We start from the raw sequence: 12,788 nt of genomic DNA on the forward strand, positions 1-12,788 counted from the left end.
ACAAACGCCCCTGTTGCTGTGAGGCGCATTCACATCCCAACCCGCCCTCATTCCTGTGCTTGTCACAGGAATCCAGTGCGCCCAAGTCCTTGGGCGCGGGAGGAGCAATTGCCAAAAAGAAAGAGTCATTCATCGCGCGGACGCGCGATGGCTGGATTCCTGTGACAAGCACAGGAATGCGGGAGAGAAAGGAAGTCTCAGTCCTACCCATTGTCAGCTTCCAAAGCCCGACCGAATGATCGTAATCACCCACCCGTCATCGGCGGAAATATACCGATCTCTTTCGCCCCTGATATCGGCTCGTCATGTTCGACATGCTCCATGTCGAGCGCCACGCGGATCACGTCGGGATATTGAAGTGCGGTCTCATATTCTTCGCCCAGCGTCTTCAAATGATTCAACAGATCGGCGACGGTGACGACGGAGGAGGGGAGGTCGATCTCCTCCTCGCCCTTGCCGATGCGCTCGCGCACCCAGGCGAAATAGACAAGCCGCGTCATTCCTCGTCATCCACGATATGTTTCACCCCGGCGCGGAAATAGTCGTAACCGGTATAGATGGTCAGCAGTGCGGCGATCCACAGCAACGCGATGCCGGTCTGCGTCGTATAGGGGAAAATCTCGTCTCCGGCCGGGCCGGCGAGCAGGAAGGCGATGGCGACGAGCTGCAGCGTCGTCTTCCACTTGGCAATCCGCGTCACCGGTACGCTGACTTTCAGCGCCGCCAGATATTCGCGCAGTCCCGACACCAGGATCTCGCGGCAGAGAATGGTGATCGCCGCCCAGATCGACCAGCCGGCGATTGTCTGGTCGGCCGCGACCAGGAGAAGGATCGAGGCGACCAGCAGCTTGTCGGCGATCGGGTCGAGCATGCGGCCGATATTCGACGTCTGGTTCCAGATGCGCGCGAGATAGCCATCGAGGAAATCGGTGAGCGAGGCGATGACGAAGATCCACAGCGCCACCCAGCGCGCCGTATTGCTGATCGACAGCCTGCCCTCGATGAAGAAGCAGAGAACGATCAGCGGTACGGCGAGGATGCGGCCGTAGGTCAGAAGATTGGGAATGCTATACGCACGCGATGCCATGGGATCGTTTCTCTGAATTGATGCGCCGCTGCAGCGCCGCGCGTCTTTTCAGGCGCGCAAAGGACGCTGTAACACTTTAGAATATCCGCATCGAGCTTTCCGAAAGTCGATTCCGATTTTCGGGCCGATGCGGTAGATGACGGCTTTGGCCGCGGACCGTCAACATTCTTTCTGTCTTTTCACCGCCTTTGCGTGGAATTTGCGACGGACGCCGGTTATTTCGCGGCGTCGTCATGGAAATGGTTATAGACCTGCTTGGCGACGGCTTCCGATATGCCTTCCACCGCCATCAGGTCGGACAGGGCGGCGCGCGAAACCGCCTTTGCCGTGCCGAAATGCTGAAGCAGCGCGCGTTTGCGCGACGGGCCGATGCCTCCGATCTCGTCGAGCGGGTTCTTGATCATTTCCTTCTTGCGCCGTGCCCGGTGCGAGCCGATCGCGAAACGGTGCGCCTCGTCGCGCATGCGCTGGATGAAGTAGAGCACCGGATCGCGCGGCGGCAGCGTGAAGCTCTCGCGTCCCGGCGGGAAGAAGCGTTCACGCCCGGCGTCGCGGTCGACACCCTTGGCGATGCCGATCGCCGTCACGCTGTCGGTGATGCCGAGTTCGGCAAGGATGGCGCGCACCGCCGTCATCTGCCCCTGGCCGCCGTCGATGAGGATCACATCGGGCCACGTGGGGAAGGGCATGTCGGCAGCGTCGGGTGTGGCCACCTGCGCCGTCCGGTCAGGAATGCCGTCCTCCTTGATCAGCCGCGAGAAACGCCGCGACATCACCTCCTTCATCATGCCGAAGTCGTCGCCGGGCGTGATGTCGGTCGATTTGATGTTGAACTTGCGGTACTGGTTCTTGACGAAACCTTCCGGCCCCGCGACCACCATGCCGCCGACGGCATTGGTGCCCATGATATGCGAGTTGTCGTAGATCTCGATGCGCTGCGGTGCGTAGGCAAGCCCGAACGTTTCCTTGAAACCTTCGAGCAGCCGCGACTGTGACGCCGTCTCGGCGAGCTTTCGTCCATGCGCCTCGCGCGCATTGCCGACGACATGGTCGACCAGATCCCGCTTCTCGCCGCGCTGCGGCACCAGGATGGAAACCTTGTGGCCGGCCTTTTCGCTGAGTGCTGCGGCGAGCAGCTCCAGTTCCTCGACCGTCTGCGACAGCATGATCTGCTTCGGCACCGGCTTGTCGTCGTAGAACTGCGCCAGGAAGGAATTCAGCACTTCCGCGCTCGAAAGCTGCGGATCGGCCTTCGGGAAATAGGCGCGGTTACCCCAGTTCTGGCCGGTGCGGAAGAAGAACACCTGGATGCAGGAGATGCCGCCCTCATGATGGATGGCGAAAACGTCAGCCTCCTCGACGCCGGCCGGATTGATGCCCTGATGGCTCTGCACATGCGACAGTGCGGCGAGGCGATCGCGATAGATCGCCGCCCGCTCGAAGTCGAGGTCTTCGGCCGCCTGGTTCATCGCCTCGGCCATATGCGACTTCACCTTCTGGCTCTTGCCGGACAGGAAGTCCTTCGCCTCCTGCACCAGTTCGCCGTACCCCCCATCGCTGACCTCGTGGGTACACGGCCCGGAACAGCGCTTGATCTGGTAGAGCAGGCAGGGGCGTGTGCGCGTTTCGAAGACGCTGTCGGTGCAGGTGCGGATCAGAAAGGCGCGCTGCAGCGAGTTGATCGTCCGCCCGACCGCGCCGGCCGAAGCGAAGGGCCCGAAATAGTCGCCCTTTCGCGCTCTCGCACCGCGATGCTTGAAGATCGCCGGCGCCCGGTGGTCGCCGGTGATGAGGATATAGGGAAAGGACTTGTCGTCGCGCAAAAGCACATTAAAGCGCGGCCGCAAGCGCTTGATCAGATTCGCTTCCAAGAGCAGCGCTTCGGTTTCCGTGCGCGTCGTCACGAATTCCATGTTCGCCGTTTGGCGCACCATCTGGGCGATGCGGTTGGAATGCACGCGGCCGACGGCGTAATTGTTGACGCGCTTCTTCAGGCTGCGTGCCTTGCCGACATAGAGCACGTCGCCCTCGGCATTGAACATCCGGTAGACGCCGGGGCTGTTCGGCAGCCGCTTGACGAATTCGCCGATCAGTTCCGCGCCGAGAAGCCCGGTTTCATTGAGGCTGCCCGCATTCCAGTCGACAGCAGCCGCAAGCGGCACGGCGACGGAAGCGTCGCCTTCCACTTCGATATCGTCTTCGCTCTCATCCGTCTCGTCGTAGAGAACGCCGCCATCCGGCAGCTTTCGTCCGTTCATTCCGTAATCTCCGCCACATCGGGCGTCTGCCAGGCAAGGTGCTGGCCGCCGTCTAGGGCAATCATCTGGCCGGTGACCGAGGGCGTGTCGTAAAGGAAGCGAATCGTTTGTCCGAATTCCTCCAGCGCCGGCCCTCGCTGCAAGATAAGGGCTGAGACCTGCGCTTGGAAGTCCTCCATCGCCTGCCGCTCGCTCGGCATCGACGGGCCGGGGCCGATGGCATTGACGCGGATGCGTGGCGCCAATGCCTGTGCAAGTGTCTGCGTCGCCGTCCACAGCGCGGATTTGGAGAGGGTATAGGAATAGAAGCTGGGCCTCAGCGCCCAGACCCGCTGGTCGATGATATTGACGATCAGCCCCGCTGCCTCAGCCGGCATCTGCTGCGCGAAGGCCGCAGCAAGGATAGAGGGCGCACGAACATGCAGGTCGAAGTGCAATGCCCATGTGGCGGCATTGAAACTACGCGCGGAATCATGCTGAAAAACCGACGCATTATTGATGAGCAGATCGACCGGCCCGAGCGCTTCCGACGCCTTCGCGACCAACGCGCCCGTTTCGCCGATATCGGTGAGATCGGCTTGCAGCGCGATCGCTCGATATCCCTTCCGCCGCAATTCCGCCACCAGCTCTTCTGCCTCACCGATCGAGCCGTTCGCGTGGATGGCAACGGAAAAGCCATTTGCAGCAAGGTCTTCGGCGATTGCTCGGCCTATTCTCTTAGCAGCCCCTGTTATAAGGGCCGAGCGAAGTCTTTTGTGGTTCAAAATCGTGCCTTCTGATCCCGCGAGTCTGTCTGCAGACTATATAGGCGCCGACGGTGATTATATAAATAGGCCGTTGCGGTTGCCTCGGGGAGAGGGATATTCTATGTATTATTTAAGAATGCGATTTCTTAAAATAAGTATTTTCAGTTTAACACTTCAGTATGGTTAATGAAGTGTATGTTGCGCCAAAGCAACATCGAATTTCAGCCATGCGGAAGCCACAATGATATCACAATTTGGCTCTTTCAAATCCGCATTTGAGTTCCAATTTCAGCCTCGATCCGGAAGGGACATCTGGCAATATCCCGCCAATGCTTCACTGATAGACAGATGACAAGCGGCGCGGGACTGAAAGGAGACTAAGTATGCGTGTACTCATTGCTGGCCTCATGGCCTCCGTTTTTGCGATTGCCGGCCTCTCGGCAGCTCAGGCGGCCGATGCCGTCGACCAGATTCCGGAAGCACCGGTCGCCCAGGACGCTCCAGTCAAGCCGGCAGGCAACTGGGAAGGCTTTTACCTCGGCGGCGCCGGCACCTACAACATGGGTGACTTCGGTTCCGACCGCCACACCTACGGTTTCGGCGGCCAGGTCTTCACCGGTTACAACTGGCAGCAGGGCCAGATCGTTTACGGTGTTGAATCCGATCTCGGCTACAGCGGCGACGACGTCTCCTCGGGCGGCGTCAAGAACAAGTATGGTTGGAACGGCTCCGTCCGTGGCCGCGTCGGCTACGACATGAACCCCTTCCTGCTCTACGGCACGGCCGGTCTTGCCATCGGCGACGTCAAGGTTTCCGACGACACCTCGGACGAAAGCAAGACGAACTTCGGCTACACGGTCGGCGCCGGCGTCGAAGCCTTCGTGACCAACAACATCACGACGCGCCTCGAATATCGCTACACCGACTACCAGAGCAAGGATTACGACCTCGACTCCGGCAGCTTCTCGCGCGGTTACGACGAGAACAGCGTCAAGCTCGGTATCGGCGTCAAGTTCTAAGCTCGTCGAATATCCGAACATCGAAAAGCCGGGCACGTCGCCCGGCTTTTTGATGTCTGCTCGTTGCTCCAGACGCTGAGCCCGCTCAGCCCTCGGACTTGAGCTCGCTGTGGGCCGGGAATTTCTTGTCGAACTGCAGCTGCCAGTCGATCAGCGGCGCATGATCGGCTTCCCACTGGTCCTTGAAGCGCAGTTCGAGATAATCGAGCGTCGCCGCCAGCGCGAAATGTCCGCCATGGAGCTTCTTGCCTGTTTTCGGCGGATTGGCGCTGAGATGAGCGAGCCCGCTCGTCGCCTTCTTCCACTGCCGGTCTATCCACGGCTGATGGACCTTTTCCTCGTCGCGGAAGCGCCGCTCGTAGACGATCGCCAGCAGGCAATCGCAGATGCCGTCGCAGAGCGCCTCGAGGATTTCCACATCCGTGCGCTTGCCCTTCTTGGAAGGGTAGAGCCCGCCCTTCGTCAGCCGGTCGAAATAATGCATGATCGCCACGCTATCGTATATCGAGACCTCGTCATCGGTCAGCAGCGTCGGGATCTTGCCGAGCGGATTGTTGTCCACCAGGATCGCAGGTCCGGTATTGGTGTCGACCCGGATGGCGTTCAACTCCAGGCCTAGAAAATGCGCGGCCATCCGCACCTTGTTGGAATAGGGTGAGGCGGGCGAACAAAGGAGCTTCATGGGACACCTGATGAGATTGTGGAGCTGCGGCGCGGACTATTCCCGAAGCTAGCGCATAACCCCGAAAATCGGAATCGATTTTCGGAAAGGATTATGCGCAAATTCAAAGTGCTACAGCGTCCTTTGCGCGTCTGAAAAGACGCGCGGCGCTGTAGTTGCCCGGTCAATCGTCCTTGACCGCCTTGTTCTCGCCACGCAGCCAGAAGGCGCGGTGAGAGGCGAAACGGTCTTGCGCCAGATGATCCTTCAATGCGGGCAGCAATTGGTGCAACTCATCCTTCAGCGTGAAGGGCGGGTTGACGATGACGAGGCCTGAGCCCGTCAGTCCCGTAATGCCGCGGTCGCTGCGAACGGCGAGTTCGGCGCAGAGCATTTTCGGGATGTCGAGCGCCTGCAGCGTCTCGTGGAATTCCTTGATCGGCGCGCCCTTTTTCAGCGGATACCACAGGCAATAGGTGCCGCCGGGAAAGCGGCGGTAGGCTTTTTCCAGTCCCTCGGCCAGCCGCTGATATTCGTCCTCTTCCTCGAAGGGCGGATCGACGAGGACGATGCCGCGCTTCTCCTTCGGCGGCAGATGCGCGCCGAGCGCCAGCCAGCCGTCAAGCTCGGTGATGCGGGCATGGTGATCGCCCTCGAACAGCCGGTGCAGCCTGACATAGTCCTCGGGGTGCAGTTCCATCGCCGACAGCCGATCTTGCGGCCGGAACAGCATGCGCGCAAGTTTCGGCGATCCGGGATAGAAACGGATGCCGCCCTGCGGATTGAGTTCGCGGATTGCGGAGAGGTAGGGTTCCAGCAGTTCGGAAACCTGAGGGCCGAGGTCTGCCTCCATCAGCTTGCCGATGCCATCGAGCCATTCGCCGGTTTTCTGCGCTTCTTCCAAGGAGAGGTCGTAGAGCCCGATGCCGGCATGCGTGTCGAGCACGCGGAACCCGCCATCCTTCTTCTGCATGTAGCGGATCAGCCGCGTCAGCACGACATGTTTCAGCACATCGGCAAAGTTGCCCGCGTGATAAATGTGGCGGTAGTTCATTTTTGCTGATGTCCGTATGAATTCGCGTCATGGGGAATTTTTGTGGCTTTTGGCCGTGCAAGCCTTGGAATATACAAATGCCATGAACATTGCGACCCCCATCCACGCCAAATCAGAAAAGCCGGACAACAGGGTGGGCCACACGGCCTGTCCGCATGACTGTCCCTCCACCTGCGCACTGGAGGTCGAGATATCGGAGGATGGCCGCATCGGCCGCGTGCGCGGCGCCAATGACCATTCCTACACGTCAGGCGTCATCTGCGCCAAGGTCGCCCGTTATGCCGAGCGGCTCTACCATCCCGACCGCCTGATGCATCCGTTGCGCCGCGCCGGCGCCAAGGGGGCAGGGCAGTGGCAGCAGATTTCTTGGGACGATGCGCTGGATGAGATCGCCGAAGCCTTTGTGAAAGCCGAGGCAAGGGACGGCAGCGAGGCGGTCTGGCCCTATTTCTACGCCGGTACGATGGGCTGGGTGCAGCGCGATTCCATCGATCGCCTCCGTCATGCCAAGCGTTACTCCGGTTTCTTCTCTTCGATCTGCACCAACCCGGCCTGGACCGGCTTCACCATGGCGACCGGCACGCTGCGCGGTCCCGATCCACGCGAGATGGGCCGCACCGATTGCGTCGTCATCTGGGGCACCAACGCGGTGTCGACGCAGGTCAATGTGATGACCCACGCCATCAAGTCGCGCAAGGAGCGCGGCGCGAAGATCGTCGTCATCGACATCTACGACAATCCGACGATGAAGCAGGCCGACATGGCGCTGATCGTCAGGCCGGGTACCGACGCCGCGCTCGCCTGCGCCGTCATGCACATCGCCTTCCGCGACGGTTACGCCGACCGCGATTACATGGCGAGATACGCCGATGATCCCGCCGGTCTCGAAGCGCATCTGAAAACCAAGACGCCGCAATGGGCCGCTGCTATCACCGGCCTTTCGATCGAGGAGATCGAAGCCTTCGCCAGCCTCGTCGGCACGACGAAGAAGACCTTCTTCCGCCTGGGTTACGGCTTCACCCGCCAGCGCAACGGCGCGGTCGCCATGCATGCGGCCGCCTCGGTCGCCACCGTTCTCGGCTCCTGGCAATATGAGGGCGGCGGCGCCTTCCATTCGAACAGCGATATCTTCCGCATGAACAGCGCCGAACTGACCGGCCGGTCGATGAAGGATGCCGATATCCGCATGCTCGACCAGTCGCAGATCGGCCGCGTGCTGACCGGCGATGCCGTGGCGCTGCGCCATCGCGGCCCGGTGACGGCTATGCTGATCCAGAACACCAATCCCGCCAACATCGCCCCCGAGCAGCGCCTCGTCAGACGTGGCTTTGCCCGTGAGGACCTCTTCGTTGCCGTCCACGAGCAGTTCCTGACCGAAACGGCCGAGATCGCCAATATCGTCATTCCGGCAACGATGTTCGTCGAACATGACGACATCTACCGGGCCGGCGGCCAGAACCATATCCTGCTGGGACCGAAGCTGGTCGAGCCACCGCCCACCGTGCGCACCAATCTCTTCGTCATCGAGGAACTGGCCAAACGCCTCGGCGTCGCCGATCGCCCAGGCTTCGGCTTTACCGCCCGCGAGATGGTCGACCGCATCCTCGAATCGAGCGGCCTGCCGGATTACGATCATTTCCTCGAACACAAATGGTTCGATCGCCAGCCCGCTTTCGAGGAAGCGCATTATCTGAACGGCTTTGCCCATCCGGACGGCAAGTTCCACTTTCGCCCGGACTGGATCAATCAGCCGGCGCCGAACAAACCGCCGGCGGCAATCGGCGCGCTCGGTCCGCACGCAGCGCTTCCAGACTTCCCCGATCAGGTCGATGTCATCGAAGTCGCCGATCCCGAGCATCCCTTCCGCCTCGCCACGTCGCCGGCGCGCAACTTCCTGAATTCGAGCTTTTCGGAAACCAAGACCTCCCGGCAGAAAGAAGGCCGCCCTGAAGTGATGATCAATCCGGCCGACGCCGAAGCCAACGGCATCACCCATGGCGATCTCGTCCGCATCGGTAACAGCCGCGGCGATCTGCGCATCCACGCCCGCATCACCACTGAAGTGAAATCAGGCGTGCTGATTGCCGAGGGCCTTTGGCCGAACAAGGCGCATGTCGACGGCGAGGGCATCAACGTCTTGACCGGCGCCGACCCCGTCGCGCCTTATGGCGGTGCGGCCGTGCACGACAACAAGGTCTGGCTTCGCAGGGACGCAGCATGATGCAGCCGAAATCCCGGGTGAAAATCGCCGGCGAGGAAACCCTGTCGAATGGGTGGACGCGGCTGAGCAGCTATCTGCTCGACTATATCGACCGCAAGGGCGCAACCCATCGGTTGAAGCGGGAAGTCTACCACCGCACGCCCGCCGCCTGCATTCTGCTTTATGATCCCAGGCGCGACCTCGTCGTTCTCGTCCGCCAATTCCGCCTCGCCGTTCATCTCAACGGCGATCCCAGCTGGATAATCGAGGTGCCGGCCGGCCTTCTCGACGATGACCATCCCGAAACGGCGATCCGTCGCGAGGCGATGGAGGAGACCGGCTATCGCCTGCGCGAGGCGCGCTTCCTGTTCAAATCCTACACCTCACCGGGTGCCGTCACCGAAGTGGTCCACTTCTTCGCAGCCCTCGTCGACATCGCCGACCGCGTGGCCGAAGGCGGCGGCCTGGACGAGGAGCACGAGGATATCGAAGTCCTCGAGATTCCGCTCGACGAGGCGGCGACGATGATCGAAACCGGCGAGATCTTCGACGTCAAGACGATCGTGCTTCTGCAATGGGCCTTGTTGAACAGGGCAAAGCTGACAGCGTGAATCTGCGGAGCGAGCGCATCGGGTCATTTCCAAAGCGCAAGTTTCCGCTTTAAGATGATACGGCGCGAAATTTCATACGACTGTCACGTAGCAGTTCTATGCGCTGCGGTTTGTCAATCATCGGATGCGGTCAGGAGAAAGCCCATGTGGCTCAGCAATTTCACCCTCGTTCTCCCAAACGAGGTGGTGAGTGAAGGTTCCGTGCGTGTTGAGGGTGGCGTCATCGCCGAGATCCGGCCGGAGCCGGTCGCCGGTGCTGCCATCGATGGCGGCAGGCGGCTGCTGATGCCGGGATTCGTCGATCTCCACGGCGACATGATCGAGCGCGAGATCGCCCCGCGGCCGAACGCGACGATGCCGATCGATTTCGGCATCCACGAACTCGACAAGAAGCTTGCCGCCGCCGGTGTCACCACAGCGTTTGCCGCCGTCTCTTTTGCGACCGAAAGCGTCTACGGCCACGTCCGCTCGCTGGAGACGACATCGGCGGTGATCGAAGGCATCAACCGCCTGCGTGATGATCTGCTGATCGACCACCGCGTCCACGCCCGTTACGAGATCACCAATGTCGGCGCAGCGCCTGCACTCGAACGCCTGCTGAATGCCGATCAGATCGACATGGTCTCGCTTACCGACCATACGCCGGGTCAGGGCCAGTACAACAACCTGCAAAGCTACATCCTTAGCATCTCCGAGCGCCGCGCCATCTCCGAGGAAATGGCGGCGGAGATCGTCGCCAAGCGCATTGCCATGCGCAACAATGCTGACATCGAGGCCAAGCTGAAGGAGATCGTCGCGCTGTCGCTGAAGCACAAGCTGTCGCTTGCCTCGCATGACGATGACAGCGTCGAAAAAGTCGCCGAGATGCACGATCTTGGCGTCACAATCAGCGAGTTTCCGGTCACCGCGCCTGCGGCCGAAGAGGCGCGCCGCCGCGGCCTCTGGACGCTGATGGGCGCGCCGAACGCGCTGCGCGGCCAGTCGATGTCGGGCAATCTCAGCGCGCTCGATGCCGCAAGGGCCGGCCTGCTGAGCGTCATCGCCGCCGATTATCATCCAGCTGCCTTCGTGCCTGGCATTTTCAAGCTTGCCGACATGGTGGACGGCGGCCTGCCGGCAGCCGTTGCCATGGCGACCGGCAATGCGGCCCGTTCCGCCGGCCTGTCGGATCGCGGCGAGATCGCCATCGGCCAGCGCGCCGATCTGGTCGTGGTCGAGCCGGGTGATATCAATCGCATCCGCGCCACCTTCCGCGCCGGCCGCTTCGTCTACAGCGACGGCACGCTGCATCCGTTAAGGGCGCTGGCGGCTTAAGCGCGGTCGCCGATCAGCGAAATAAGCTGGGTCTTGGGTGCGGCGGTCGAAGCCTCCGCGCCGACGGCCTTGCCGCCTTCCATCGTCACACGGCCTTCGGCAAAGAGCCGCAGCGCTTGCGGGTAAATCTGGTGTTCGATGGTGAGCACACGCGCGGCAAGGCTTTCGGCCGTGTCACCGGAAAAAACAGGTACGGCCGCCTGGCCGATCACCGGCCCCTCATCCATGCCTTCGGTGACGAAATGCACCGTGCAGCCGGCGATCCGCATGCCGGCGTCGATCGCCCGCTGATGCGTATGCAGGCCCGGAAATAAGGGCAGCAGGGAAGGGTGGATGTTGAGCATCCGGCCTTCATAACGCTGGATGAACGTCGCCGTCAGCAGCCGCATATAGCCTGCCAGGCAAAGAATATCGGGTTTAAGCTCGTCGAGCGCCGAAAAGATCGCCGCCTCATGCGCGTCCTTGCTGGCGTAGTCCTTGCGGGGAAAAGCGAATGTGGCAATGCCTTCGGCGGCGGCCTTGGCAAGCCCGCCGGCATCCGCCTTGTCGGAAATCACCCCGACGATCTCGGCCGGATAGTCGGCTGCCTTTGCCGCCGCAACCAGCGCCATCATGTTGGAGCCGCTGCCTGATATGAAGACGACGGCGCGTTTGCGCGGCGAACTCATATGGCAAGCGTGCCCTTGTAGACCGTGCCGGCAGCGCCTTCTTCGCGGGCGATCATGCGGCCGAGCGTGATAACTGTCTCGCCCTCGGCTTCGAGAGCCGCGGAAACCGTCGCGACATTCTCGCCGGCAACAACGGCGATCATGCCGACACCGCAGTTGAAGGTGCGCAGCATTTCCTTGGATTCGACGCCGCCCGTCTTGGCGAGCCATGAAAACACCGGCGGCACCTTGACGGCGGCAAGATCGATCTCGGCCGCCAGATGCTTCGGCAGCACGCGCGGAATATTTTCCGGGAAGCCGCCGCCGGTGATGTGCGCCAGCGCCTTGATGGCGCCGGTCTCGCGGATCGCCTTCAGAAGCGGCTTCACATAGATGCGTGTCGGCTCGAGCAGGGCTTCGCCGAGCTTCTTGCCCTCGGCGAACGGCGCCGGTGCATCCCAATCGAGGCCGGACAATTCGACGATCTTGCGCACCAGCGAGAAGCCGTTGGAATGAACGCCGGAGGAGGCAAGGCCGAGGATCACGTCACCCTCGGCAATATCGCCGGATGGCAGGAGCTTGCCGCGTTCGGCCGCACCGACAGCAAAGCCGGCGAGATCGTAGTCGCCGGAGGAATACATGCCGGGCATTTCGGCCGTCTCGCCGCCGATCAGCGCGCAGCCGGCCTCGCGGCAGCCGGCGGCAATGCCGCCGACGATGGCCGCACCCTGATCGGGGTCGAGCTTGCCGGTCGCGAAATAATCCAGGAAGAACAGCGGCTCGGCGCCCTGTACCACGAGATCGTTGACGCACATGGCGACGAGGTCGATCCCGACGGTGTCGTGATAGTCGGCATCGATCGCGATCTTCAGCTTGGTGCCGACGCCGTCATTGGCGGCGACGAGAACCGGATCGGTAAAACCTGCCGCCTTGAGATCGAAAAGCCCGCCGAAGCCGCCGATCTCGCCGTCGGCGCCGGGACGGCGGGTCGAGCGCACCGCCGGCTTGATCTTCTCGACGAGGAGGTTGCCGGCATCGATGTCGACGCCCGCATCGCTATATGTCAGGCCGTTTTTCCCAGACTGGCTCATGCTGGTCTCCGATGGCTATTTCAGGCGGCAAACGTGCCGCGTCATCTGCCGGTCGCAATTGCATGACAGGGGCTTTTATGCAAGCGCTGCATGGCAAAAG

Annotated in this window: 12 protein-coding genes; 4 read left to right on the top strand and 8 right to left on the bottom strand. The window is 61.6% G+C overall.

What is annotated here, in order from left to right; translation table 11 throughout:
• Positions 1–245 precede the first annotated feature (245 nt).
• The 4 genes from moaD to AC25BC_RS06425 all read right to left on the bottom strand — a co-directional run bounded on the left by moaD (position 246) and on the right by AC25BC_RS06425 (position 4,109).
• A complete protein-coding gene (gene moaD, locus AC25BC_RS06410; protein WP_012756855.1) occupies positions 246–500 on the bottom strand; it encodes a molybdopterin converting factor subunit 1 in 255 nt (84 codons plus the stop codon).
• Positions 497–1,087: a CDP-diacylglycerol--glycerol-3-phosphate 3-phosphatidyltransferase gene (pgsA, locus tag AC25BC_RS06415; protein WP_003547103.1), complete on the bottom strand. Its 591-nt coding sequence runs from the start codon at positions 1,085–1,087 to the stop codon at positions 497–499. The genes moaD and pgsA overlap by 4 nt, the downstream gene beginning before the upstream one ends.
• 215 nt (positions 1,088–1,302) lie before the next feature.
• Positions 1,303–3,345, bottom strand: a complete 2,043-nt coding sequence (gene uvrC, locus AC25BC_RS06420; RefSeq protein WP_012756856.1) for an excinuclease ABC subunit UvrC — start codon at positions 3,343–3,345, stop codon at positions 1,303–1,305.
• Positions 3,342–4,109 (bottom strand): SDR family oxidoreductase, encoded by a 768-nt coding sequence (locus tag AC25BC_RS06425; RefSeq protein ID WP_012756857.1) that lies wholly within the window; start codon positions 4,107–4,109, stop codon positions 3,342–3,344. The genes uvrC and AC25BC_RS06425 overlap by 4 nt, the downstream gene beginning before the upstream one ends.
• A gap of 365 nt (positions 4,110–4,474) precedes the next feature.
• Between AC25BC_RS06425 and AC25BC_RS06430 the strand changes: the two genes are divergently transcribed.
• Complete coding sequence (locus tag AC25BC_RS06430; protein WP_012756858.1) at positions 4,475–5,110, top strand: outer membrane protein; 636 nt, start codon at positions 4,475–4,477, stop codon at positions 5,108–5,110.
• 85 nt (positions 5,111–5,195) lie between these two features.
• Here AC25BC_RS06430 and AC25BC_RS06435 read toward each other — a convergent pair whose 3' ends face one another.
• Positions 5,196–5,792 carry a glutathione S-transferase family protein gene (locus AC25BC_RS06435; RefSeq protein WP_017993546.1) on the bottom strand — a complete coding sequence of 199 codons (597 nt, stop codon included), beginning with the start codon at positions 5,790–5,792 and terminating at the stop codon, positions 5,196–5,198.
• 163 nt (positions 5,793–5,955) lie between these two features.
• Positions 5,956–6,825, bottom strand: a complete 870-nt coding sequence (locus AC25BC_RS06440) for a 23S rRNA (adenine(2030)-N(6))-methyltransferase RlmJ (RefSeq protein ID WP_003547108.1) — start codon at positions 6,823–6,825, stop codon at positions 5,956–5,958.
• A 16-nt stretch (positions 6,826–6,841) separates the two neighbouring features.
• Here AC25BC_RS06440 and AC25BC_RS06445 point away from each other — a divergent pair, with 16 nt between their 5' ends.
• From AC25BC_RS06445 to AC25BC_RS06455, 3 genes are all read left to right on the top strand, one after another.
• Positions 6,842–9,046, top strand: coding sequence for a molybdopterin-containing oxidoreductase family protein (locus AC25BC_RS06445; RefSeq protein ID WP_012756859.1), 2,205 nt, complete (start codon positions 6,842–6,844; stop codon positions 9,044–9,046).
• Positions 9,043–9,636: an NUDIX domain-containing protein gene (locus tag AC25BC_RS06450; protein WP_012756860.1), complete on the top strand. Its 594-nt coding sequence runs from the start codon at positions 9,043–9,045 to the stop codon at positions 9,634–9,636. Before AC25BC_RS06445 ends, AC25BC_RS06450 begins: the two co-directional genes overlap by 4 nt.
• A gap of 144 nt (positions 9,637–9,780) precedes the next feature.
• Positions 9,781–10,950, top strand: coding sequence for an alpha-D-ribose 1-methylphosphonate 5-triphosphate diphosphatase (locus AC25BC_RS06455; RefSeq protein ID WP_012756861.1), 1,170 nt, complete (start codon positions 9,781–9,783; stop codon positions 10,948–10,950).
• Here AC25BC_RS06455 and purN read toward each other — a convergent pair.
• Both purN and purM read right to left on the bottom strand, forming a co-directional pair.
• Positions 10,947–11,618: a phosphoribosylglycinamide formyltransferase gene (purN, locus tag AC25BC_RS06460; protein WP_012756862.1), complete on the bottom strand. Its 672-nt coding sequence runs from the start codon at positions 11,616–11,618 to the stop codon at positions 10,947–10,949. The genes AC25BC_RS06455 and purN overlap by 4 nt on opposite strands.
• Positions 11,615–12,688: a phosphoribosylformylglycinamidine cyclo-ligase gene (gene purM / locus AC25BC_RS06465; protein ID WP_012756863.1), complete on the bottom strand. Its 1,074-nt coding sequence runs from the start codon at positions 12,686–12,688 to the stop codon at positions 11,615–11,617. The genes purN and purM overlap by 4 nt, the downstream gene beginning before the upstream one ends.
• Positions 12,689–12,788 lie beyond the last annotated feature (100 nt).

This window comes from Rhizobium sp. WSM409 (assembly GCF_057653825.1).